The following is a 24,296-nucleotide window of genomic DNA, read 5'->3' as shown; positions in this document are numbered from 1 at the left end:
ACAGCAAACGAGGGATGACCATGAGCGCGGAACGTACCGTCAAATCCGCCGCATCCCGCAAACGCGCATGGGGGCCACGTATGTGGCCCTATCTTTTCGCCCTGCCGTTTGTGGCGGCTTATGCGGCTTTTCAACTGTACCCTGTCATTTATTCCTTCGTGCTAAGCCTGCACGATTGGAACGGCATTGGCTCGAAAACTTATATCGGGTTCAAAAACTACGTCCAGCTTTGGACGCATGATCCCTTGTTCGTCAAATCGCTGTGGAACACCTTGATCATGATGGCGATGTTCATCCCGGTGACGCTGATCCTCGGGCTGCTGCTCGCCTATTGGACGTTCCATCTGGTCCGGGGCAAGAAGCTGATCCAAACGATCAACGTGCTGCCGTACATTACGACGCCGGTCGCGATCGGCTTCATTTTCTCCTACCTGTTCGACTGGCAGACCGGTCTCGTCAATCTGCTGCTCGTGAAGTTCGGCTGGGCGCAGGAAGGCGTTTATTGGCTGCAAAATCCTTGGTCCTCCAGGGCCGTCATCGCTTTGATGGTCATCTGGCGTAACCTCGGCTATTTCATGATCATCTACATGGCCGGCATGACCGTGATTCCGCAGGACGTTTATGAAGCCGCGAGGGTGGACGGCTCCTCCGGATTCCATACGTTCCGGAAAATCACGATGCCGCTGCTGCGCAATATCAGCGTGTTTCTCGTCGTGACTTCCGTCATTAACGGGCTGCAATTGTTCGATGAGCCGAAGCTGCTGTACGGCGGCTGGTCGGGCTCGGTTCAGGTGGGCGGCCCTGACAATACCGCGTTGACGATGATCTGGCACTTCGTGGACGTCTCGTTCATTTCCGATACCCGCTTCGGGTATGCGTCGGCCATCGCCTACTCCTTGTTCCTGCTGATCGTCGTATTCTCCATGCTCAGCTACCGGCTGACGGCGCCGAAGGAGGATTCGAAATGAAAGCTCTCGTATGGATTTGCCTGATCGTCATCTCGCTGCTGTCGCTGTTTCCGTTCTACATCATGATCGTCATGAGCACCCATGTCACCGAGGACTTGTTCAAGGGCATTCCGATTCTGCCGGGCGACTACTTGGGACAAAACCTCCATACGGTGCTGCGTTCCGATTTTCTCCGCGTGTACGGTAACAGCCTGACGGTTTCCGTCGCCGCCGTCGCGATCGCCGTGATGACCAGCACGCTGGTCGGCTATGCCGTGGCGAAGTTCGAATTCCGCGGCCGTAAATGGCTGCAGCTGTTCGTCATCCTTACCATGATGGTGCCGACGCAGGTCGGGTTGATCGGCTACATCATCGAGATGCGCCACCTTGGCGTGGGGAACACGCTGTGGCCGGTCATCCTCGTGTGGGCGGCCTTCCCGTTCGGCGGATTTTTCATGATTCAGTTCATCCGCGATTCCATTCCGAACGATCTGTTGGAATGCGCCCGCATCGACGGCTGCTCGGAGCCCGGCATCTTCTGGCGGATCGTGCTTCCGATCATCAAGCCGGGCTTGGCGACATTGGCCACGCTGGTGTTCCTGTGGTCGTGGAACAACTATTTGCTGCCTTTGGTTACGATCAACAAAGCGACATGGTACACGCTTCCCGTGTTCATCTCGAATCTTGGCATCGTGCACAGGACCGACTACGCCGCCCGCATGGCGGCGCTCACGATGGCGACGATTCCCGTGCTCCTTCTGTTCCTTCTGGGATCCCGCACGTTCATGAAGGGCCTGACCGCCGGCGCGGTCAAAGGCTGAGAAAGGAGGGATTGCCGACATGGGAAGAACGAGGGTCTCTTTGGATGGGGAATGGCAGTTCCTCATGGATCCGAAAGATGAATATGCCGGCGCGCTTCCGGAGGTTTCCCGATTCGAGAGTCGAATCCGGGTGCCCGGCTCGTGGGAAGAGCAGGGGTTCGGAGAGGCGCCGCGCCTGAAACAGATCGATACTTGGACCAAGGTTCGCGAATATGTCGGGCCTGCCTGGTACCGGACAGAAATCGTTGTGGAAGAGCATCTAGGGGATGGCGTGGAGCGTCTGGTGCTGGCCGGCGTCCGTTGGACTTCGGACGTGTGGGTGAACGGCGTGTACGCGAGCCGCGAGACAAGCCTGTCCACGGAACATGTCCATGATTTGACCGGACTTCTGGTCCAGGGCCGAAACGAACTGCTGGTCCGCATCGATAACCGGATGAGGCTGCCATTGGAAGAAAGCCATATTCACACCCGCCATACGGCGACCCACTGGGGAGGCATTACGGGAGGCGCCGTTTGGGAGTCACTGCCGCCGACGCGGATCCAGAAAGTCCGGATCACGGCGGATTTGGCGGAACGGGCTTTCCGCTGCCGTGTCGAAGTTGCCGGGGAAGCAAGTCGATTGGCGGCTTGTTCGTTGACCGCCCGATTCCGGGCGCCGAACGGGGAAGCGTTCGAGGTGACGTCGGATTGCTGGGGAAAGGAGACGCTTCTGGCGTGTCCGGTCGGGGAGAAGCCTTATCTGTGGTCCGATGCGGCTCCGCATTTGTACGAGGCCGAATTCATGATTGCCTGCGACGGAGCGGAACTGGACCGCGTTCAGCGACGCACCGGATTCCGCGAAATCAAAGCCTTAGGTCAACAGCTGGCTTTGAACGAGCAGCCGGTTTTTCTGCGCGGATACGTGGACTGCTGCATTTTTCCTCTGACCGGATACCCGGTATGGGACAAGGCGCATTACGAACGGCAATTCCGCATCGCCAGGTCTTACGGCTTCAATCATGTCCGGCTGCACTCCTGGAATGCTCCGCGTCCGTTCTGGGAAGCGGCGGATGAAGCCGGCATGCTCGTGCAGACGGAGCTTCCGCATTGGTCGGCGGTTTATCAACCGCGGGGAACCGCACCGCATCCGGATGTCGACGCATTCCTGCAGGAAGAATTGATCCGGATCTACGACCGGTTAAACGAGCACCCGTCGTTCGTTCTGTTTTCGATGGGCAACGAATTGATCGAGGACAACGGGCACGAACGACTGAATGAGCTCGTGCGTTTGGCACGGGAAAGGGATCCTTCGCGGCTGGTAACGGACAATACAGGATTCGGGCAGCTTCCGGAGCAAGACCGCGAGGGCGATTTCTATATCCATTCGTTCAACTGGCATAAACCGCTCAAAACCGAAGAGATCGCCATGCCCGCCACGAACCGGGACTTCTCCGCCGTCGCGCGATTGACGGAAAAGCCGGTTCTGGGCCATGAACACGCCCAATTTTCGATGTATGTACGGCCGCAGGAGAAAGTGAAGTATTCGGGCGTCCTTCAGCCGACTTGGCTTGAGACGACGGAGCAGACCTTGCGCGCCAAAGGGATGGAGGATCGGGTCGGCGAGTTCATCGAAGCTTCCGGCATCCATCAGGTTCGATCTTTGAAGGAAGCATTGGAGCGCGTCAGGCGCACGCCGGGAGCGGCCGGCTTTCAACTGCTGGACATTCGGGATTTCCCCGGACAAGGACATGCTACCACGGGCATTCTCGACGTATTCTGGGACAGCAAAGGCATTGCGGAACCGGACGGGTTTCTCGGGTTCAATGGAGCGACTGCCCTGCTGATGGCATGTGAAAGCCGGACGTTGTTCGGCGGGGAGACGCTGGAAGCCCGGCTATCGGTTTCGCATTACGGTGATGCTTCCGAGCTTGCCGGCCGTGTATGCTGGAAGCTCTCCGCCCAGGACGGGGACCTGCTCGAAGAAGGGGTGTTCCCCGTATCCGGGATCGAACGCGGCAGCGTGGATGAGATCGGCAGAGTGAGCGTCCGGGTTCCGGAATCCGGGGCCCGCAAGCTCGTCCTTGAAGCGTGGCTTCAAGAGACGGAAAACGGGAATGATCCGACGGAGATCCGCAATGAGTGGTCGTTCTGGACGTTCGAGCGGTTAAAGCCCGATACCGGCTTTCCATCGGTGTGGAGCAGCGCTTCCTTCATAAAGCAAGCGATTTACGGCGCCCAATTGGAGGCCAACGCGAAGTTCGATCCGTTTACCTATCCCGCTGAACGCGGCGTGCGGCTCGCGATCGTGGAACGATTGACCACCAACGTGCTCCAGTATCTCGTGAACGGCGGCCGGGTCTGGCTGCTGGCGGGAGAAAGCGAGATCTACGATTTCGTCCTAACGAAATATTTGCCGGTGTTTTGGAATTACCTGATGTTCTCAGAACAGGCCGGCGGCACGATGGGAACTATCATCCACGGCCATCCGGCGATAGGCGATTTCCCTCACGACGGGAAGTCCGACTGGCACTGGTACGAGCTGTTCAACGGCTCCCCGGCCATAAGCTTGGATACCGCGCCCGGAATCGATCCGATCATCGAGCCGATCGACAATTTCAACCGCGCCAAGCGCTTGGCTTACGCATTCGAAGCCAATGTCGGCGAAGGACAGCTGCTCGTTACGAGCCTTGCTTTCCGCGACGTCGACGATTTGAAGAAGCCGGCAGCGGCCTACTTGTTCCGGCAATTATTGAATTACGCAAGAAGCGGTGATTTTCAGCCAAAAGGTACCCTGACGCTGGGTCAGGTACTCAGCCTGTTCAAGTTGAGAGGCATTCATTCCTTCTTGTAAAAAAGAGAGAAGCCATCGTTCCATAGGGACGGTGGCTTTTCGGCTTCATGGGGACATGGCGATCCGGATCGGACGATTTTACAAATAAGAGCGGCGATTGTTCTATTCCTCCTGCGGGGCCCTCGGCTTCATAATGACACAGAGGCAATAAAGGAGGGCTCATATGGAGACAGTTGCTAACGGCAAGCCGACAAGAACGAAGCGGGCCTATTCGCTCGAAAGGCTGGAGAGGCGCGCAGGCCTGTTGTTCGCCTTGCCGGCGCTCGTCGGCTTTTTGCTTTTCGTGTTGATTCCGATGGTTTGCGTGTTTCTCTTAAGCTTGTACAAGGTCGATCTGATGACCAACACGTTCGAATTCAAGCACTTCCAGTACTACGACAAAATGCTGCACGACCCCGACTTCTGGAAAAGCGTGAAAAACACGCTGCTATACATGGTGATCTACGTTCCGTTGACGCTTGCTCTCGGGCTCGGAATGGCGCTTATCCTGAACAGCAAAATGCGGGCGAGGGGAGTCGTGCGTACGTTCTTCATCATTCCGTACATCACGACTTACGTGGCCACGCTGGTCGTTTGGAACGTATTCCTCCATCCGACCGAAGGGCCCGTGAATACGCTGCTCATGAGCCTCGGGGTGGACAAACCTCCGCAATATATGGTGGACACGCATTGGGCGCTTCCGATGCTCGCCTTGATCGGCGCCTGGAAAGACGTCGGCTACCACTGCATCATGTTCTTGGCGGCCCTGCAAGGCGTGTCCAAGGATTACTACGAGGCCGCCGAAATCGACGGGGCGGGACGCTTCCAACGCTTCAAGCACATTACGTTTCCGCTGATCTCGCCGACGTCGTTTTTCTTGCTGCTCATTACGATCATCGGAGGACTCCAAGCCTTTTACCAGATGGCCTTGCTGACCAAGGGCGGTCCGTCTTTCAGCACAACGACGATGACGTACCATATCTACCGGTCCGCTTTCGAGTTTTATAACTTCTCCTATGCGTCGGCGGTCGGCATGTTCCTGTTCCTGATCACGCTGGTGCTCATCGCAGCCAACTGGCTCGGACAGAAAAAATGGGTGTTCTATCAATGATCGCCGGGAGAGGAGAGTAAACCGCATGCCGCTGACAACCAATTTGCGCTATACCGTACGTTCCGTCGTCTTTTTGCTGATCGGCCTCGTTTTCATCACGCCGCTGCTGTGGATGGTATCGACTTCGCTGAAGTTCGAGAACCAGGTTTTCGAGAGGCCCTTCGTCTTCATCCATTGGGGATCGGTCAACTGGAGCAACTACGCGCACATCCTGACGGAGACCGATTTCCTGACCTGGCTCTGGAATTCCGTGTTCGTCGTCCTCATTTCCGTCGTATTCCGCCTGCTGTTGTCGGCGCTCGGAGGATACGCGTTCGGATTTCTGAAGTTCCGCTATTCGGACGGGATCTTTTTCTTCTTCCTGGTGACGCTGTTCATCCCGTATCAACTGACGCTGCTGCCGCAATTCATTTCGTTCCGGTTCATCGGCCTGCTGGATACCCACTGGGCGCTGATCATCCCGAACATCGTGGACGTGCTCTCCATCTTCCTGATGCGGCAATTTTTCCTCTCGTTCCCGAAGGAACTCGTCCACGCTGCGTACATGGAAGGCTCGGGCATCTTCCGTTCCTTCGTGCGCGTCGCGCTGCCGCTGGCCAGAACGCCGATGCTGACGCTGGGGCTTCTCAGTTTCTTCATGATCTGGGACCAATATTACCAGCCGCTGATCTTCCTGCATTCGAAAGAAATGTATACAATACCGATGGGGCTTCAAAGCTTCCAAACGCAGTTCGGCAAGCAGTACGCCATGCAGATGGCGCTGGCCTGCCTGGCGATCATCCCCGTGCTGGGCGTGTTCCTGGCGCTGCAGAAGCAGTTCATCGAGAGCATCGTTTCCTCCGGACTCAAAGGATAACGCCGTACGATTTTACAAACAAAAAAAGCGTTTCGTACATTTGAGAGATTCGTTTCCGCGTTCATAATGAAAACGCAAGCATAACGGTGAGGGAGGTACCACTCTTGATCAAAAAATGGGGGTTACTCGCGGCGGCGGCCATTCTCGTATTCTCGCTGGCCGCGTGCGGCAGCAAGGGAGACAAGTCGGCGAGCGAAGGCTCATCTTCGCCGGCGGCATCCGGGTCGGCTTCGGCGTCCTCGGACAGCTCATCCGGTTCCGGAGAAACGGTCACGCTGAAATTCCTGAATATCTCGGAGTATCTCGATTCCGCGGAATTCAAGTCGTTCCTCGAACGTTTCGAAGCGAAATACCCGAACATCAAAGTGGATCCGGTGTCGGTTCCGCACGAGCAATACATCAACAAGCGCAACATCATGCTGGCCAGCGGCGAGCAAGTCGACTTGCTTTGGGGCAACGGCGTCGAGCAGTTCGACGCGATCAACAAAGGCTTCCTGATGCCGCTGGACGACGTCGCCAAAGAAGCCGGCATCGACATGAGCAAGGACTTCGGCGACTTCAAGCCGGATAAAGACGGCAAATATTACCGTTTCCCGATCCAACAGAACAACTGGATGCTGTATTACAATAAAAAAGTGTTCGACGACGCGAAAGTGCCGTATCCGGACCCGAAAGTTCCGATGACTTGGGACGAGATGGCGGACGTCGCGCAGAAGATCACGAATCTCAGCGGCAAAGACAAAGTGTACGGCATGTTCTACAACAACTGGGGCATGTACTTCTACGGATACGGCAGCCAGCTGACGAACGGCAAATTCTACACCGACGACGGCAAAGTCAACATTAACGCGCCGGAGTTCAAGAGAAGCCTGGAATGGATGAACGACGTCATGAACGTCAAGAAAGCGGCGATGCCGATTGCCGAATTCATCCAGAACAACACCGACTTCCTCTCCTACTGGAACGGCAACTACGGCATGGTCGTCGGCGCGCAGTGGTACGCCCAGCTCGCGGCAACGAAGAAAGACAAGTTCCCGCGCGACTGGAAAGCGGGCATCGCCCCGATGCCGGTTCCGAAGGAAATGGCCGGCAAGCACATGAACTGGTCCAGCATCGACTCGCTGGCGATTCCGAAAAACTCGAAGCACGCGAAAGAAGCTCTCATTCTCGCGAAAGAATACGTCTCCGACTACACGTTGAGTACCGGCGCGCTGCCCATGTATACTAAAGTGGCCAAGGACAAGTACTTCCAAGATCTCGCCAATGCCTTGAAAGACGACGACATCACGCTGGATCAGGTGACGTACCTGTTCGGCGGCGACCCGAACGTCGTCAACGTGGCAGAGAAGCCGGTCTTGGGCGCTCCTCAGGAGTACGAGTCGACTTTCCTCGATATCATCAGCCAATACTACACCGGCGCGAAGTCGGTCGACGAGGTGCTGAACGAAGTCAAGGAAAAGGTCGACGCCGCGATCCAAGAGCAGAAAAACCAATAATATCGGCACTACAAGGCTATGCCCATCGAACCGGATGGGCTTAGCTTTTTCATATCGGCCGGTTGGAGAAAGATGGGAGGGTCTTCTATGAAATGGAGAATCAGAGGCAGAAGGTATCTGGGTCCGAAATCGGTGCAGCGGAGAATCATCATTCTCCTGACGGCCGTATTCGTGCCGCTTACCGTGATTCTCTATTCCGCCTATCACTACTCCGAACGGATGATGCTGAACAAGGTCGGGGAGATCAACCAAATCAAGGTGGACCAGACGGCCTCCCGCGTGAAGGACCTGTTCCAACGCGCGTTCATGTCCACCAACAACTTCATTTACGACAAAGCGTTCATCCAAGCTCTTCAGGACAAGGATCCGTACAGCATCGAGAAAAACTCTACCTATTTGCAGGCCATCGAACGGCTGCAATACACCTTCTTTCTGAACGAGAAATACGCCGTGGTCGTGCAGGACAACTTCGGGGGCATATTTGAATCCAATCCTTCGCGCCTCGGATGGCGTAAAGGGGAGCTGCAAGGGGAAATTTTGAAAACGGTTCATTGGGACGGCCACGATTTCTTTCACAGCTTCCAATGGAGCGTGCTGAAGCCGGAAGGCTCCAGAGAGCCGCTGATCGTGCTGAGTCGATGGATTTTCAGTCCCGTGACCGCCATCAAACGCGGCATTGTCTCCACGGTCATTCCGCTCACGAACTTGTCGGATATTCTGAGCCGCGACAACGGCTCTTATGAAATCCGCGACGACCAGAACAACCTGGTGTTCTCGACGTCAGGGGGTAAGAGCGAGCCATCGGCTTCCGCGCATACCCCCATCCCGCTGTCGCCGACGCCCTGGTATCTGGTCCAGACGGATTCAACGGCGGTTATCCAGCATGAGCTTCGCTACTTCCAACTGACGTTGATCGCGACCATCCTCGTTATCCTCGTCATTTTCATCATTTCCTCTACTTTCGTCATGCGCACGGTCGGCCGCGTGTTCCACCAAATCCGGCTGTTGTCCAAACGGCTGCTCAATCCGTCGATCGATTTGTCCGTGCCCGTCCATTCGGACCGGCATTTGGCGGAGCTGTCCGAATTGCTGCAGCAGCTGATGCACAACTTGGAAATTTCGCGGAACAATCTGGAGTGGGCGGCCGCCGAGAAGCGCAATTTGGAAATGGCGATGCTGCAGCAGCAGATGAATCCCCATTTTCTGCTCAATACGCTGAACACGATCCGGTTTCTCGCCGAAAGGTCCTCCCAGGAGAAAATCGGCTCGCTTGTACTGTCTCTGTCCTACTTGCTCAGGCAGCAGCTTTACCGCAGCGAGGGCTATTGGACGCTGGAGGAAGAGCGGGAATACCTGCTGAAATACATCGAAATCCAGAGGGCGAGATTCGGGGAAAACATCGCGGTGAAGCTCTCTTTCTCCGAAGAGCTGCTTCTGCTGCCCATTCTTCGGATGCTTCTGCAGCCCTTGGTGGAAAATTGCTTCGAGCATGCCTTCGGCGGGAAAACGAGCGGGAGTATCTGGATTACGGCGGAAAGTTATCGCGGCGGGGTGAGATTCTCCGTGGCGGATGACGGCGTCGGTTTCGGGAATAAGCCGGCATCGGCCTCTCGGAAATCCATCGGTCTGAACAACGTGCGCGAGCGGCTTCGGCTGCATTACGGGGAAGACGCCGCCATGGAGATTTCGGGGGCGGGTTCGGGAGGATCGACCGTTACCTTGTTGATTCCGGAAATGAAAGGGGAAGCCGCATGAACGTCATGGTCGTGGACGACGAATACGGAATACGCAGCCACCTGGCTTCCATGATCCGCGGATTCGGGAGCTTGAACGTACGGGAGGCGGTCAACGGCCGGGACGCCCTGGAGCAGATGGAGGTTTCCCCCCCGGAAATCGTGCTGACGGACATCCGGATGCCGGTGATGGACGGGATGGAGCTGATCCGCCAATCCCGGACGCGGTTCCCGGACGTCTGGTTCATCGTGCTGAGCAATTTCGCCGAATTCGAGCTGGCGCAGCAAGCGCTGCAGTTCGGGGCTCGCAATTACTTGCTGAAAGCGACCATCACCAAGGATAAGGTCGAAGAAGAAGTGCGCAGGGCGGTACTCCACCAGGAGAAGGCGAAGGAGAAAGAAGTCCGCTTCAATCCGAACGAAATGCTGATGGTCCAGAATTCCCTGTTTTACGAACGGTTAGACGGCCATATTCAAAACGCGGAAATGCTGCGAAGGGCGGAACGTCTGCAGGTTTCGGTATTCGGCTCGGCCTCCTTCGACCTGCCTTCCAAGTTCTTCGTCATGGAGATCGAAAGATTCGCCGATTGGACGGGAGCCAGATTCGGCGGGCAGACCGACCTGGCCGTTTACGCGCTCGCCAACGTTGTGAGGGAATGCAGCAAGCGGTGGAACGGGGAGAACGAGCTGTTCCATTCGGGACAAAACCGCTTCGTCGTGTTGGACTTCGGAGAGACGGACGACGATCGCCACGAGGGCAAAGTCCGGGAGGTGCTGGCAGCCACGCGGAAGTTCTTGGGGCTCGAGGCGTCGGTGCTGCTCAATTGCGAGTTCGCCGGTTTGAACGGCTTTTTCGACAAAGTCTCGGAATCCGCGGAGCTCATGGATCCTTTTTTCTACGAGACGGAAGCTTGCGTGGTGGATGCGAAGCAAGCGATGGAGCGGGAAGCGGAGTTGGACCTTTATTCGTACTTCCAGTCCGTGGAGGGAGGAAAAGGCCGCCTTCAGCTGACGGAGCTGCCCGGGCTGGTCGAGACGTTTTTCGAGCTGCTCCGGCACTTGCGCCGCCCGTCCTCCTCCGCGAAAGACGATGTCCGGACGCTGATCCGGTTCATCGAGAAAGGCGGCTACGCCGTCCCGGCGACATTGAAAACCGAAATCGATCGCGTGCAGGCTTATCGGTTATCCGACTTTAAGGCTCCGTTCGGCAAATGGCTGGACGAAATGGGAGGGCTGGGCCGGCAGAGGGAAGAAATCTCGAAGGCGTTGTCGTATATCCATGAGCGGTATGCCGATAAAATCGCTCTGGAAGACTTGTGCGCGCACGTCAATTTAAGCCGCTCCCACCTGTCCAAGCTGTTTAAGGACCAGCAAGGCGTCTCGGTCATGGAGTATCTCGAGGCATACCGGCTGCGCCAGGCCCGGCTGCTGCTCAGGACAACCAAGCATCCGATCGCCGAGATCGCGGACCGCGCAGGCATCGGGGACGTGTTTTATTTCAGCAAGCTTTACAAAAAGCATTTCGGAGTCAATCCGAGCAAGGATCGTTAGAAGGTTGAGCGGAACGAGTCAGGAAGCCAATGAAAAGTAGACTACGATTTATACTTTTGTATAATAGGAACGCCTCATCGACCGGTGATACAGTTAGTCTTAAGTATTTGCCGAATTCGGGAGGTTTGAGATTCATGGGAGACAAGCGGGTCGCGTTGGTGACGGGAGCGAACAAGGGAATCGGATTCGAAATTGCCAAGCAACTGGGGAATAGAGGAGTGACAGTGCTGGTCGGAGCAAGAGACGAAGCCCGGGGAATCGCCGCCGTAAACAGGCTGAAAGCCCAAGGCATTGCGGCTCAATTCGTTTTGCTCGACGTCAAGGACCAGCATACGATCGATGAGGCCGCCGACTCTATTGCGCACCGTTATGGAAAGCTCGACATTCTGGTAAATAACGCGGGCATTTTCCTGAATGAGCCCCTGCCGAGCGGGAACGACGTTTCAACGCTGAAGGAAGTTTACGAGACGAACGTGTTCGGCGTTTTCCGCATGACGAAAACGATGCTTCCGCTGCTTCGGAAATCCGATGGAGGAAGAATCGTGAACATGTCGAGTTCCTTGGGTTCTCTTACGTTGAACAGCGATCCGGACTTCGAACTCGCCACGTTCATCGTGCTCGGCTACAATTCTTCGAAAACCGGCGTGAACGCGTTGACCGTCTTTTTCGCTAACGAGTTGAGAAATACTCCGATCAAGGTCAACTCCGCGGATCCAGGTTATTGCGCGACGGACATGAACGGATACTCCGGTCCGCGGAGCCCTGAGCAAGGGGCCTCGGTCGCCGTGTATCTCGCCACGCTTCCGGACGGCGGTCCGACCGGCGGATTCTTCAACGAAGTTGGAGCGGTTCCTTGGTGATTCATCAACTCAACGTGGCTTGCTCTTTATCGAAGTAATAACGCCGATAATTGTTGATATGACCGACAAAGTAGCGTGAGACGCTAATGATTCGCTTCAAGTTCAGGTCCTTGTTGTACCAAAGCGATATGATCACTTTCTTTTGTTTGTACAGCTGATTCATCTCGGCCGACAATCCCTGATCGGTGACGTAGCGCTTCAATACAGTTCTCGGCACATTGGTCCATAGAGCGGTTGCTTGTCCGTAAACACAATCGTTGTCTTTGCCGTAAACGACTTGATCGATGAGCGCAGCAATCATATTCAATCCGGCCGCGCGGACGAACAAACTGCTTCTGCCGAGCCGCGGATTGATTTCGAACATCATATATTTACCTGTCCTGCTGTCGAACTTCATGTCGATATTGGAAAATCCGATATAACCGATCTTCTCCAAAAATGCCTTAACCCTCGCATAAATGTCCATATCGGAGCGGCTGATGATGGCGGCGTAGTTGCCGAGCGTTTTCGGGGCGTATTCTTCGAGCACGGGTTGGCCGAGGCACATCATTTTCACATTCCCGTTATCGTCGGAATAGCTGTTGATCACGCGCATGGCACTGTCGCCGCCGGGAATAAACTCTTGAATGATTAATTTCCCGCCGTAATCGGACGTATTCATGCTGCGGATCATCGCCAAGTAATCTTCTCTTTTGTTAAAGAAGAAAACCTTCTTCTTGCCTTCGAAATGACAATGCAAATAGTCATAGGCGTTGCTGTTTTCGGGCTTTACGACGATCGGAAATTGAAAGTCCATGCGTTCCAACACGCTTTCGCGCTCATGAGGCTCGCAAACGACCGTCTTCGGATAATCCAGGCCGAATCGTTCGCAAAGTTCATAGAACTTGTCTTTCGTATCGAGCGTATCCAACAATGTGTCGGAGATGAAATGATTCGCGATCAGTCCTTTGAACTTGCCATAGTGGCGGGATAACATCCCTGCATAGTAATCCGAGCAAGGAATGACGATCAGCTTCTTGTTCGGGGCGGCGTGTTTCTCCAGAATGGACAACAGCTTGCCGGGGAAGACGTCATCATGGTCGAAGCGGTCGATTTGGACGAGATCGAACAAGTTGCTGTGCATCGTCGGGATGAGCAGCCGCGTGCAGAGCAAGAGCGGTTTGATCCGGTAAGTTTCATGGATAAGTCTGACGATGCCATAAGCGTTCTCGTCGCTGCCTAGTATAATCGGAATAAAATCGTTACGATCCATAAGGTCTCCTCGTTCAACAATGTTCTACTTTCGTTGATATTATTATACAGTGAATAAGACAAAAGGCACCTCCCAGCCGGGAAAACGGCGGGAGGTGCCTTTTCGATTGTTTATCGCGTTAAGATGCAGAGGGAGCGGGAGAATCCTCCGCCGGTATCTCCGTTTTGGCCACCGAAATTCCTTTGGTGTTGATCAGGCTTGCGGCCCCGTCTTTGATGACGACAGCCAGCCCATGATCGAAATCCTCGACGGAATCGTATTGAGGCTGAATGACGACTTTGCCTTTGGCATCGATATAACCGTATTTGCCGTCCTTGACGAAATAAGCCAATCCGTCATGGAAGTTGCCGGCATCCTCGAATTCCGTCGTAATAACCGTCTTGCCTTTGTGGTCGATATACGAGAATTTTCCGTCGTTCTCCACCGCCGCGAGGCCTTCGCTAAACGGAAACGCCTTGGCGTAAGATGGCGAGATCGCATAACCTCCGGCCGCAGCGATATACCCGAAGGAGCCGTCATCCTGTACCAGTCCGAGACCCTCGCTAACGTCCGCTACGCTTTGGAATCTGGGGGCGACTACCGTTCCGCCGGTTCGATCGATATAGCCGTATTTGCCTTCGACTTGAACGCCGGCCAATCCGCCCGAGAAGTAGAACGCGTCTTCGTATTGAAGCGGAATCGCTTCTTTCCCCGTGTGGTCAATATAACCGAACAGATCGCCGGAACGCACCAGCGCCAAACCTTCGGAGAAATCGAAGAGTTCGTCGTATTTGGGTGTCAGGACTTGCTTGCCGTTGGCATCGACGTAACCGGATACTCCGTCTTTGACGATCAGCGCCAATCCGTCCGAAAAGTCGTATGCCGTATCGTACTGAGGCGTCACGACGATATTGCCTTGCAAATTCGCGTAACCGTACTTGCCGCCTTGCTTCACTACGGCGAGTCCTTCGCTGAAGCTGCGCGCCTCATCGAATTGAGGACTTACTACGGTGTCGCCGAATACGTTGACGTATCCCCATTTTCCATTTGCGGAATAGGCATGAAGCCGTGGGACGATATCCAGCGTTTTCGAGGCTTTATCCCATTCCACTTGCCCCCCGAATGCCTCGACGGTGATACGAACGGGAATCCACCATTTGCCGCCGGTGATTTTCGGTGCGTCGGAGAGCGGACTGGATTTGCCGTTTACGAGAACCGTGCGTGTGCCGGCCGTGAACGTGACCGTCCGTTTTCCTTGGCGAAGGGTGACCGACTTGCCGTCTCCCTTCCATTCGGCGGCCGCTCCGATCGCGGAAGCGACGGAATCCAAGGGGAGCAGCGTATTGCCGTGCTGGAATGTCGGAACCAGCCCTTGCTGGAGCACTCCGTCAACCTCGACGCTTATTGATGGGGAGGCAGCGTAAGAGTGGGAGTAGGAGGCAAGGCCGGATACGACCGCGACGGCCGCCGTTATGGCGATTTTTCTTAACCACTTTGAAGGAACGGGTTGTTTACCGAGCATAGGTCATATCCCCTTTTATTTTTGGGAGTAGATTTGGTCGAACTGTCCGCCGTCGGCGAAATACGTTTTCTGCGCTTTGTCCCAGCCGCCGAAGTCGGCGATCGTAACCAAGTTCAACGTCGGAAATTGCTTCTGGAACTCTTTGGCCACTTTCGTATTGATCGGGCGGTAGAAGTTCTGGGCGGCGATCCGTTGTCCTTCTTCCGTATAGAGATAGTCGAGGTAGGCGGTTGCGACTTGGCGGGTATCATGTTTGTTGACGTTCTTCGTGACGACGGCGACGGTAGGCTCCGCCAGAATGCTTAAGGATGGCGTTACGATCTCGAATTTGTCGCCGTATTCTTTTTTGGATAAGTACGCCTCGTTCTCCCAAGCGAGCAGGACGTCGCCGATCCCTTTTTCCACGAACGTGTTCGTCGCTCCGCGTGCTCCGGTATCGAGGACCGGCACGTTTTGGTAGAGCTTCTTCACGAATTCTTTGGCTTTATCTTGGTTGTTGTCATTGTGTTTCAGAGCGTATGCCAGTGCGGCCAAGTAGTTCCAACGCGCGCCTCCCGAGGTTTTGGGGTTCGGAGTGATGACCGATACGCCGGGTTTGATCAGATCGTCCCAATCTTTGATGTTCTTCGGGTTTCCTTTGCGGACCAAGAACACGATCGTCGATTTGTACGGAGCGCTGTTGTTGGCGAGCCGTTTTTGCCAGCCGGGGGCAATCAATCCTTTTTTCTCGATCGCGCTGACGTCGTACTCCAATGCCAGGGTCACGACATCCGCTTCCAGCCCGTCGATGACGGCCCTGGCCTGCGCGCCGGAGCCTCCGTGGGATTGTTTAACGGTAACGGTTTGCCCCGTTTTCTTTTTCCAGTACTTCGCGAAAGCGTCATTATAAGCGACATACAATTCCCGGGTTGGATCGTAGGAGACGTTCAGAAGCGTGACGTTCTTCTTCTCGTTCTTCTTGGTGACGGCGCCGAATACGGTTGTCGACGTCAGCAAGAAGGCGACCAGAATCAGGATGACGATGCGAACCGACTTACTCATGGACAAGCACTCCCTTTTCATTGTGTTTTCGGTTAAACAAAAAGGCCCCGTACCGCGCTGCCCGAACGCTTTAAAGCGTATCGGGACAGAAGCGAATGCGAGGCCTCCGGTTTACCGGTTGGCTGGTATTTCCAATTGGATGCCATCATCGTAAAACATATTATTCCGAGTTGTCAACTATGAATTTTTTATTGACAGGTCAAATTCCCCCTTGCTACAATCGCTCCCATAGGATGATCTTTCCAAATCGAAATCAAGGGGAATGCTCAAATGAAACCATCCAGCAAAGCCCGCCGATATCCGGCGGTAATCGTGATTGCGGTATTGTTGGCCTCTTTGTTGACCGCATGCTCAGGCAGCGGCAACGAAGGCAACTCCGCCTCCGCCGCCGACGAGACTCCCTCGGCCACGCCGGATTACGGGAAGTCCGCCGAACTGCTTGTTGCAACCGCGGACGGGACCGAAACGTTTTACAAGGAATTGAATGATACCTTCGCCAAAACACGTAAGGAAACGACCGGACAGACGGTCACTTTCCAATCCTCCAGCGCGCCTTCCTCCGAACAGGAGCAAGCCGTCATTTCGGGAACGTTGAAGGCGGACGTGGTGACCCTCGGCGTGGGGATCGATATCGACGCGATCCAGGCGAAGGGAATCATCGGAGAAGGTTGGCAGCAACGATACGATTACAACAGTTCGCCTTATTCGACCGCCGTGGCCTTCCTCGTTCGCGCAGGAAACCCGAAGGGCGTGCAGGATTGGAAGGACTTATTGAAGCCCGACATCGCCATCGTCACTTCCGACGCGTCGGTCTATTCCGATGCCCGGTGGTATTATGCGGGAGCCTGGGCCTATGCGATGAACGACAGCGGCGATGACCAAGAGTCCGCGAAAAAATTCGTCACGGACGTGTTTGGACACGTGAAAACCCTGGCTCCGAATGATGGGGAAGCCCTCGCGGACTTCCTGCAAAAAGGGGAAGGCGACGTGCTGTTGACGACGGAAAATAAGGCGTTGGAGGCAGCGAACGGTCCCGATAAAGGCAAAGTGGAAGTTGTGGTTCCGGCAATCACGCTGTCCGTCGAGCCCATCGTTTCCGTCGTCGATAAGAACGCGGACGCCAAGGGGGTACGCGAGGCGGCGAACGCTTACGTGGATTTTCTCTACACCGAGGAAGCTCAAAAAATCGCAGCCAAACATTTTTTCCGTCCTCGATTCCTATCCGTCGCCGAGCAATTCACGGGGCAGTTCCCGGAAGTGACCTTGCTTACGGTAGACGATAACCTGACGGGATGGGAAGACCTGCAAGCCGCATTATTCTCGGACGGCGGCCTGGTCGCGCAATTGAAGGCATCGAAATGACAGTTACCGCTCCCTGGCGAATTTTCTGCGGAAGTCAGAAGGGGAGAGTCCTTCTGACTTCGAGAAGCACGTCGAATAATGCGAAATATATTGGAAGCCCACCTCTTTCATCTTCTTTTGCAACACCGAATTCGTGATGCCGCTCGCGTAGTTCTGGCGGATGAAGAACTCTATCCGATCGGCGAGCTGTATGGCTGTGGCTTTCGCAGGTGAAGCCAGATCGCGGTCCAAGTGCTGCAGGAACAACTGGAAGGTTGTTTGCCGTTTCCAATTCCGAAGCGACTGCGGCTCGTGCTCCTACTGAAAGAAAGTCTCGAGAGCCTCCAAAGCTTTCGGCGACAGATTCATATGTTTGGGGATGAAGATGGAGCAGACTTCGGTGTGGTTGAGTTAGGTGTGGCAGAGCGGCGATACAATCGACCTCATCTTCGCGATGCTGGTTATGCGGATGAAAGGGCATCCTCTCGTATGGGATGTGATAGGCAAAGTGGCTTTGCAGAGGAGGCCCATTCGTCTTCTGCGTGGAAGAGACGAATAACGGGGCGAACCTGCATCAGTTGATTCTGCCTAAAGAAAGTAAGTTGAACGCACGCTTTGCTCCTGAATTGCTGGGCGGCGTGGAGGTCATCGAAACCGCTGCATATCGTGTGAACACAGATGCTTGGGAAGACGAATTGTATCAGGAAGACTCCGAGGTAGAATGGAGGAGCCGGTCTTCGTTGGATTAATTCCCTATTTCGCTTGGGCGAACCGCGGCAAGGGCGAGATGGCGGTTTGGGTGAGAGATTCTAGAAACGATTCTTCTAAAGGATAATAAGGAAATCAATAGGGTTTAAAGACGCTAGTCGTTGTGGACTAGCGTTTTTTATTTTGTCGACCGGTCCATCCGGAAGAGAAAACGAGCGCAAACAATACTTCTCGAACGAGCCGATGTAGCTTAGTTCAGAAATAACTAGGATGGGCAATCGTTAAATTGCAACAACGTGTAACTCAAAAGGAAAAATATTACTTCATGTCGAAATAAATCAAATAGTGCTTTCTTATTCGCATCTGAAAGGATCGGATTCTGCTTTGAAACAAGATAATATTTTTCAATGGCTCATTTATACTCTGATTGGTAGTGTGTCAATTTTCATATTAGTTGTTTCATTTCATCTTTTAACTTTACTTTTTGAACGGTATGAATTGCCGAAAAGTTGGGACTTATTGGGTTTTGTAGGAGCCATTATTGGAGGTGCACTTACACTAGTGGGTGTATTAATGACACTTCAGGGCCAGCGTAAAAATGAATATTTGAATAAAGCCCCAAAAATCAGATTGGCAGCTGATATTGTCCTTTATGAAACGGGAAACATTATTACAATATTAGGTTGGCCTGAGTTTTGGGGTGGTGTGACTGGAAACGTAATTAAAATGCTTGAAACAGAATTTAAGAAATCATTCACACTAGAGAAAGCTGCAGAAATTAGTGAGGAAACATACATTCATACACGGGAGTTTTTAAATAAAACTAGTTTGTTATTTGTTCGACATAGAGAATACACAAACGTTGAGATTTTAAAGGCAGATAAGGAGTTTCAAAAAATGTTTACAGAACTGCAAGAAATCTATGATTCAATTCAACAAGCGATAAATAACGAAACTTCTCAATATAAAAAGATAAAAGGAAAGTAAAACTATTATTACTTAAGGAGTGCTGTTAATGGGTATCGCAGACATTTTTAAGATTGGTAAAATGAAATCAGAGATTGGAGCCTTAAAAAATGACAAAGAAATGTTACAGTCATTACTCACACCCGAGCATAAAGAGATATATCAATTGAAGAAAATAATTGACAATTTATCAACACAAAAAGAGGAACTATCACGAAATATTTTAATTTCTGAACGATCCTTTGAGGAAAAAAAGAATCAATTTGCGATAAGTCTATCTGAGTTAGATCGTGAATGTCAGTTGAAAAAGAACCAACTACTTGTACTCGATGAACAAATAATGCTTGAATCTTTCTCTCACTACATACCTAAATATGAACTTACCAGCAGCTCTGAATTTAAGCATGCTTTAGACATAGTACGTGAAAAACAGAAAAATTTAATCAAAGACGGATCGGCTTGCACCGGCAGTACCACATGGACGGTCAACAATAGTGCTGCTGAGGGCAGACGGATGGTCAACGACATGATTAAGTTAGTTTTGCGATCTTTTAATAATGAGTGTGATTCATGTGTGGAGAATGTCAAATTTAATAACATTCAGACATTTGAAAAAAGAATAAATGCATCATTTGATGCACTCAATAAATTAGGAAGGATTATGAAGGTTACTTTATCCGACCAATATAAGGCATTGAAACTTCAAGAACTTTATCTAGCACATGAATATCAACTAAAGAAGCAAGAAGAAAAGGAAGAACAAAAGCAGATCCGGGAACAAATGCGTGAAGAAGCTAGGCTGCAAAGGGAGATTGAAGAAGCTAGAAAAACAGTTGATAAAGAAAAGCGACATTTTCAGAACGCGTTACAAAAAACGATAAAGCAATTAGAATCTTGCACCAGCGACGAAGAACGGGTATTGCTGCAAAATAAAATAGAAGAATTCGAGCATAATTTAGGGGAGATTGAGCGACAACTTAAAGATATAGATTATAGAGAGGCGAACCAACGAGCTGGTTATGTTTATGTAATTTCTAATATTGGCGCGTTCGGCGAAAACATTTATAAAATCGGCATGACACGTCGTCTAGATCCTTACGATCGAGTATTTGAACTCGGGGACGCATCGGTTCCTTTTAACTTTGATGTTCATGCCATGATTTTTTCGGAAGACGCTCCAAAACTTGAGGCAGCCTTACATAGAGAGTTCGATAGCAGAAGGTTAAACGCCATCAATAGGAAAAGAGAGTTTTTCAATGTATCTTTGGACGAAATTGAAGAAGTAATAAAGAGAAACCACGATAAAACCATAGAATTTATCCGGACGGCTGATGCCGAACAATATCGTGAAACTCTTGTGCTGCGAAATAACCATACAATGACTGACGCATTAGTATCTAGCAAGGAAGTAGCGGTAACAAACGAGTAATTTAGTGGCAATCTAGAAGACCAGCTTTAAGTTAAGCCGGATCCATTATCGGATCCGGCTTACTCATAAGTAGAAGGTTATCCTACTTCCCTACCCCGATAAACTTGCTCACCATCGTATACACCGGTGTCGGGTCGAACTCCGTCAGGCCATTCACGTCGATGAGCATGAACACGAGCAGAAACGGCAGCAACCCGCTCCCGATAACCGCTAGTACAAAACCAACCATCAGACAACGCGCGACCCTTTCTAACGTCATCATGTCCTTCACCACCGCGAGAAATCGAAATAAAACGATCGCTCCGCTTCGGGAACGATCGTCGACTCGTGCCTCACCCGACCGTCTCCCGTTTCCGGATAAACGTCTTGAGCCCGTTATAAATTTCGTTTTACAAGGAACTGCTGATGCTCCAGATACTTGTAAGCCGACACGAGCGTACTGCAGCAGTTGTATTGGTTCACTTCCCCGTAGGCGAAAATGTTCGTCTGTAAACTGCGCCCCGCTTGTTGTTACTTGTACTCACACTTACTATGTATGTCCAATGAGCTCTCTCTAATGAAATTATTCTAACAAAAGGAATATTTTGTATTGTGTCGAATTATGGCAGAGTGACGAAATAATAATATCACCTGTAAAAAGCAAAAAGGATGTGCAATTCGAATGGAAGAGTCTGAATACTACACACTTGAAGATCACCTAGAGTCATTTAAACACGTGCATTCTGAATACGCTTCGTTACATAACAATTGGTGTTTGGACAAAAAAGAAATTGCTAAAGCACTTTCTGCAATACCCCATTTCTTTCCTCACTATAGTGACCATGATGAAAGTCACTCGCTAAAAATAATAAGAAACATTGAAATGCTATTAGGCTCAAAAAGAATCAAGTCGTTAAGTCCTACTACGACTTGGTTGATCCTGATGTCGGTATATTTACATGATACAGGGATGATACTGGTTGATAATATATTAAAAGATAAATGGACTAAAGATGATTTCCAGAAATTCATCTACTCTAAAAAAACGGCAAACTATAGCAAGTACGATGAAGATTATATTATCGCTGCCGATTATATTACTTCGATTGAAAATCATTTGGAAGAAAAAGATTGGCCTTTGAAAGTCAGGCAGTCGGTAATTCTTTTAGCCAGTGAATATTTTCGTTCAAAACATCCACAGTATAGTCGTGGAGCGTTAGAAAAGTTGGAAGAGTATGGTTTAAGTATTTCGGGATTTCGGACTGTTCCTCAGAGACTAAAACACCTTATTGGAACAATTTCTTTTTTACATGGTCAACCTTTCGAAGAAGTCATGCAACTTGATTATGAATCAAATGGTGTAGGTACTGATAAAGTTTTTCCAAGATTTATCGCTGAACTTGTACGTATAGGCGATCTATTGGACCTAGACGATGGACGATTTACAAAAGTCTATCAAAAAATGCTTACAAATATACCTAAACTATCAGAGACTCACGAAAAAAAGCATGCATCAATTAGACATTTTTTAATTAGTCCTCAAGTTATTGAAATTACAGCAGATTGCGAAAATGCAGAAGTTTATAGGGTTACACAAGGTTGGATTGACTGGTTAAAGGAAGAAATGAAAAATCTAGCCGTACATTGGTCTGAAATTGTTCCTACTGATTTTATTGGTGGCCCACCAAGAATAGGGAAATGTAAATTGTATTTACAAGGAAAAGATGATTCTAGTGAACAGGCAAATTTGCGGTTTGAAATTCAACAAGAAGACGCTTTTGAAATTTTAGAGGGTTCCGGAATATATAATTCCAAATTGGTTTTTCTACGAGAGCTTATTCAAAATGCTATAGACGCATCTAAGTTCCAAATGTGGTCGGATATCCATAGCGGGATATTTGATTCATTCTTGAGAAATGAAGGAATTAATTCGGTTCAAGATATTAAATTTGTTAACGACATTCCACACTGCATCTGGGATTCGTATGACATTGAAGTTCACCTTCAGACGAAGGAGATTAAAGGAATTACTTTTATTGAAATAAATATTTCCGATAGAGGTTGCGGTATCAGTAAAGATGAATTAGTTGGTCTTTCAAGTGTTGGTGATGGTTGGAGAAAAAACGAAAGAAAAATGTCAGAGTTAATTCAAATGCCAGTGTGGTTGAGGCCGACAGGTAACTTCGGAATTGGACTTCAATCGGTGTTTTTAGTTTCTGATTTTGCCACTATCACGACAAAAGTGGACGGTGAAGTGGCTAAGAAATTGAGTATCTCCTCACGGAAAAAGAACGGGTATGTAACTATAGAGGATGTGGAACAAAAAAAGCGAGGAACAAACATCTCCTTACTATTAAGAGAAGACATATGCAAACAAATCGTCAGGGAAGAAGTAGAATATGATTATTTCTTATTCGATGATCAATATACGTCCTTGTTTTATGATAAAGTGTTAAAATATATAAAAAACAGCGTTAAAGAGACTTTTTTCAATATTAGAATCAATATAGATGATATGCCAACATATACAATAAATAATATGAAATATGAAAAAGATGACTTTGAAAATATAGATGAGCATAGTAGAGCGAAGTTTGTGTTTGATCCGGAAACTGGTAGCTTCACAATCATGTTTTTGGAAAACAATATAGGATCATCGCTGCAGCTATATTTTCGGGAATCCGATTCATTAAACTATGCTGAACATATAATAAGTATTTATTTTAAGGGAATCCAACTTAGCGATAGTTCAAATAATCCACGTTTATATTTTATTCGAGCAAATTATGACTTGCTTGGGATAGAAACAAAAAGGTTTATCAATATTGCTAGGACTTCATTAAGACGCGAAAACTTGGAATTCCTTAATGATTATTTTCTATTGTGTGTTCAAAAGGCTCTTAAATTTACATTTGATCATTTACATGAAGAGAAGGATAGATACCTAAAATATGCTAATGAAGTAGAAAAACAAAATAAGCGAAGAAAAGGTAAAAAACTGTCCTTAGCTCCTATAGCAAAGCTACTTCTTGCATGTGAATACTATTTGCCGGATATTAAATGTGATGCTAGTTTAGCAAAGGAATTTGTAGGTAAGACTATTGAATTTAATCTCTTTGACACAAACTTAAATAAAATTGACAATCGAGAGATTATTGACGCAAACGTAGTTATGATGATATCACCACATAGATTTGACGCCGAAATAAATTTTGATTTGTATACAATAAAACAGGTATTCCCACTATATAGTCATTTGATTACCGATGAGATAAAACTACTTATGTTCAATAACAATTGGGAGACAATGCAATATTTTTATCAACATTTTTATGTTAGTAATTTTTCAAGTCAATCCATCGAGTGGACAGATATCGATTTATCTCATCTTATAGAAGATGATAAAGAAGAGTTGTTGTACACTGATAAGCTTGATTTTATTTTGCTTAGGCGCTTTGACAATCATATGATTAAGTTGGAAACTTCCACAGAAGACAGATCTTCGGAGATTAAAAATCTAATTAAAAAGTTCAAGGAACGTGCAGTTATCTATCCTATACCTCAATATGAAAAGCTAGTAGTTAAAAAAATCCCTAAATTTTATGAGCACTCGATTTTCGACATAGGCGAAAATAGCTTATCTTATGAAAATTTATTTATTATTTCGCCTTTTGTAAGTTCGAAAATGAGAAATCAAAAATTTTCTACAAAGAATGAGCTTTTCGACTATGCTATTAATTCAATGGGTTTGAATAAATTAATAGATTGGGTGGTTAAAAATTCTATTAATCCGTCAACAAAAAAAGAGATACATGAAACCTATAAAAAATTGATATTTGAATTTTGGGATTTATTAAAGCAAGAAGATTAAATGGTGTAACAATAGTGAAGTAAG

The 24,296-nt window shown here is 50.0% G+C and carries 18 protein-coding genes and 1 pseudogene; 15 read left to right on the top strand and 4 right to left on the bottom strand.

Annotation, left to right across the window (positions count from 1 at the left end; genetic code table 11):
* Positions 1-20 precede the first annotated feature (20 nt).
* The 9 genes from EAV92_RS12515 (at position 21) to EAV92_RS12475 (ending at position 12,184) form a co-directional block, all read left to right on the top strand.
* Positions 21-968 carry a carbohydrate ABC transporter permease gene (locus tag EAV92_RS12515; RefSeq protein WP_164472752.1) on the top strand — a complete coding sequence of 316 codons (948 nt, stop codon included), beginning with the start codon at positions 21-23 and terminating at the stop codon, positions 966-968.
* The gene (locus tag EAV92_RS12510; protein WP_123041401.1) at positions 965-1,768 is read left to right on the top strand and encodes a carbohydrate ABC transporter permease; all 804 of its coding nucleotides are present in this window, start codon (positions 965-967) and stop codon (positions 1,766-1,768) included. The genes EAV92_RS12515 and EAV92_RS12510 overlap by 4 nt, the downstream gene beginning before the upstream one ends.
* Before the next feature lie 19 nt (positions 1,769-1,787).
* Positions 1,788-4,598 carry a glycoside hydrolase family 2 protein gene (locus EAV92_RS12505; RefSeq protein WP_123041400.1) on the top strand — a complete coding sequence of 937 codons (2,811 nt, stop codon included), beginning with the start codon at positions 1,788-1,790 and terminating at the stop codon, positions 4,596-4,598.
* A 163-nt stretch (positions 4,599-4,761) separates the two neighbouring features.
* Positions 4,762-5,688, top strand: coding sequence for a carbohydrate ABC transporter permease (locus EAV92_RS12500; protein ID WP_123041399.1), 927 nt, complete (start codon positions 4,762-4,764; stop codon positions 5,686-5,688).
* Between the two features lie 25 nt (positions 5,689-5,713).
* Positions 5,714-6,544 carry a carbohydrate ABC transporter permease gene (locus EAV92_RS12495; RefSeq protein WP_123041398.1) on the top strand — a complete coding sequence of 277 codons (831 nt, stop codon included), beginning with the start codon at positions 5,714-5,716 and terminating at the stop codon, positions 6,542-6,544.
* Between the two features lie 104 nt (positions 6,545-6,648).
* A complete protein-coding gene (locus EAV92_RS12490) occupies positions 6,649-8,040 on the top strand; it encodes an ABC transporter substrate-binding protein (protein ID WP_164472751.1) in 1,392 nt (463 codons plus the stop codon).
* Positions 8,041-8,127: 87 nt separating this feature from the next.
* On the top strand, positions 8,128-9,795 hold the full coding sequence (locus tag EAV92_RS12485; protein WP_164472750.1) for a sensor histidine kinase: 1,668 nt from the start codon (positions 8,128-8,130) through the stop codon (positions 9,793-9,795).
* Complete coding sequence (locus EAV92_RS12480) at positions 9,792-11,324, top strand: response regulator (RefSeq protein WP_123041395.1); 1,533 nt, start codon at positions 9,792-9,794, stop codon at positions 11,322-11,324. The genes EAV92_RS12485 and EAV92_RS12480 overlap by 4 nt, the downstream gene beginning before the upstream one ends.
* Positions 11,325-11,458: 134 nt before the next feature.
* The gene (locus EAV92_RS12475) at positions 11,459-12,184 is read left to right on the top strand and encodes an SDR family oxidoreductase (RefSeq protein ID WP_123041394.1); all 726 of its coding nucleotides are present in this window, start codon (positions 11,459-11,461) and stop codon (positions 12,182-12,184) included.
* A 4-nt stretch (positions 12,185-12,188) separates the two neighbouring features.
* Here EAV92_RS12475 and EAV92_RS12470 read toward each other — a convergent pair whose 3' ends face one another.
* The 3 genes from EAV92_RS12470 to EAV92_RS12460 form a co-directional block, all read right to left on the bottom strand.
* Positions 12,189-13,436 (bottom strand): carboxylate--amine ligase, encoded by a 1,248-nt coding sequence (locus tag EAV92_RS12470; protein ID WP_123041393.1) that lies wholly within the window; start codon positions 13,434-13,436, stop codon positions 12,189-12,191.
* Positions 13,437-13,554: 118 nt separating this feature from the next.
* Entirely contained in the window at positions 13,555-14,937 is a 1,383-nt protein-coding gene (locus EAV92_RS12465) for a WG repeat-containing protein (RefSeq protein ID WP_123041392.1), read from the bottom strand.
* Positions 14,938-14,952: 15 nt separating this feature from the next.
* Positions 14,953-15,978 (bottom strand): sulfate ABC transporter substrate-binding protein, encoded by a 1,026-nt coding sequence (locus tag EAV92_RS12460; protein ID WP_123041391.1) that lies wholly within the window; start codon positions 15,976-15,978, stop codon positions 14,953-14,955.
* Between the two features lie 270 nt (positions 15,979-16,248).
* Here EAV92_RS12460 and EAV92_RS12455 point away from each other — a divergent pair, with 270 nt between their 5' ends.
* From EAV92_RS12455 to EAV92_RS12435, 5 genes and pseudogenes are all read left to right on the top strand, one after another.
* Positions 16,249-17,340, top strand: coding sequence for a sulfate ABC transporter substrate-binding protein (locus EAV92_RS12455; RefSeq protein ID WP_123041390.1), 1,092 nt, complete (start codon positions 16,249-16,251; stop codon positions 17,338-17,340).
* Between the two features lie 515 nt (positions 17,341-17,855).
* Positions 17,856-18,068, top strand: a pseudogene (locus EAV92_RS25235) (hypothetical protein); the annotation flags it as partial.
* Complete coding sequence (locus EAV92_RS25230; protein ID WP_420888780.1) at positions 18,041-18,154, top strand: hypothetical protein; 114 nt, start codon at positions 18,041-18,043, stop codon at positions 18,152-18,154. The pseudogene EAV92_RS25235 and the gene EAV92_RS25230, both read left to right, overlap by 28 nt.
* A gap of 257 nt (positions 18,155-18,411) precedes the next feature.
* Positions 18,412-19,014, top strand: coding sequence for a hypothetical protein (locus EAV92_RS12440; RefSeq protein WP_164472749.1), 603 nt, complete (start codon positions 18,412-18,414; stop codon positions 19,012-19,014).
* 28 nt (positions 19,015-19,042) lie between these two features.
* Entirely contained in the window at positions 19,043-20,422 is a 1,380-nt protein-coding gene (locus EAV92_RS12435; protein ID WP_123041386.1) for an SNIPE associated domain-containing protein, read from the top strand.
* A gap of 82 nt (positions 20,423-20,504) precedes the next feature.
* On the opposite strand, the gene EAV92_RS12430 is transcribed toward EAV92_RS12435, so the two are convergent.
* Positions 20,505-20,684 carry a hypothetical protein gene (locus EAV92_RS12430; protein WP_123041385.1) on the bottom strand — a complete coding sequence of 60 codons (180 nt, stop codon included), beginning with the start codon at positions 20,682-20,684 and terminating at the stop codon, positions 20,505-20,507.
* Positions 20,685-21,083: 399 nt separating this feature from the next.
* On the opposite strand from EAV92_RS12430, the gene EAV92_RS12425 reads away from it, so the two are divergent.
* Positions 21,084-24,272, top strand: coding sequence for an HD domain-containing protein (locus EAV92_RS12425; protein WP_123041384.1), 3,189 nt, complete (start codon positions 21,084-21,086; stop codon positions 24,270-24,272).
* Positions 24,273-24,296 lie beyond the last annotated feature (24 nt).

This window comes from Cohnella candidum (assembly GCF_003713065.1).
GTDB classification, from domain to species: Bacteria; Bacillota; Bacilli; order Paenibacillales; family Paenibacillaceae; genus Cohnella; species Cohnella candidum.
Note: the sequence above shows the minus strand (reverse complement) of the source record. Positions and strands in the feature narration are given on the sequence as shown.

Coding starts and splice junctions, on each gene's coding strand:
- EAV92_RS12515 (WP_164472752.1), top strand. CDS start 21: ATGAGCGCGGAACGTACCGTCAAATCCGCCGCATCCCGCAAACGCGCA.
- EAV92_RS12510 (WP_123041401.1), top strand. CDS start 965: ATGAAAGCTCTCGTATGGATTTGCCTGATCGTCATCTCGCTGCTGTCG.
- EAV92_RS12505 (WP_123041400.1), top strand. CDS start 1,788: ATGGGAAGAACGAGGGTCTCTTTGGATGGGGAATGGCAGTTCCTCATG.
- EAV92_RS12500 (WP_123041399.1), top strand. CDS start 4,762: ATGGAGACAGTTGCTAACGGCAAGCCGACAAGAACGAAGCGGGCCTAT.
- EAV92_RS12495 (WP_123041398.1), top strand. CDS start 5,714: ATGCCGCTGACAACCAATTTGCGCTATACCGTACGTTCCGTCGTCTTT.
- EAV92_RS12485 (WP_164472750.1), top strand. CDS start 8,128: ATGAAATGGAGAATCAGAGGCAGAAGGTATCTGGGTCCGAAATCGGTG.
- EAV92_RS12480 (WP_123041395.1), top strand. CDS start 9,792: ATGAACGTCATGGTCGTGGACGACGAATACGGAATACGCAGCCACCTG.
- EAV92_RS12475 (WP_123041394.1), top strand. CDS start 11,459: ATGGGAGACAAGCGGGTCGCGTTGGTGACGGGAGCGAACAAGGGAATC.
- EAV92_RS12470 (WP_123041393.1), bottom strand. CDS start 13,436: ATGGATCGTAACGATTTTATTCCGATTATACTAGGCAGCGACGAGAAC.
- EAV92_RS12465 (WP_123041392.1), bottom strand. CDS start 14,937: ATGCTCGGTAAACAACCCGTTCCTTCAAAGTGGTTAAGAAAAATCGCC.
- EAV92_RS12460 (WP_123041391.1), bottom strand. CDS start 15,978: ATGAGTAAGTCGGTTCGCATCGTCATCCTGATTCTGGTCGCCTTCTTG.
- EAV92_RS12455 (WP_123041390.1), top strand. CDS start 16,249: ATGAAACCATCCAGCAAAGCCCGCCGATATCCGGCGGTAATCGTGATT.
- EAV92_RS25230 (WP_420888780.1), top strand. CDS start 18,041: ATGGAGGAGCCGGTCTTCGTTGGATTAATTCCCTATTTCGCTTGGGCG.
- EAV92_RS12435 (WP_123041386.1), top strand. CDS start 19,043: ATGGGTATCGCAGACATTTTTAAGATTGGTAAAATGAAATCAGAGATT.
- EAV92_RS12430 (WP_123041385.1), bottom strand. CDS start 20,684: ATGATGACGTTAGAAAGGGTCGCGCGTTGTCTGATGGTTGGTTTTGTA.
- EAV92_RS12425 (WP_123041384.1), top strand. CDS start 21,084: ATGGAAGAGTCTGAATACTACACACTTGAAGATCACCTAGAGTCATTT.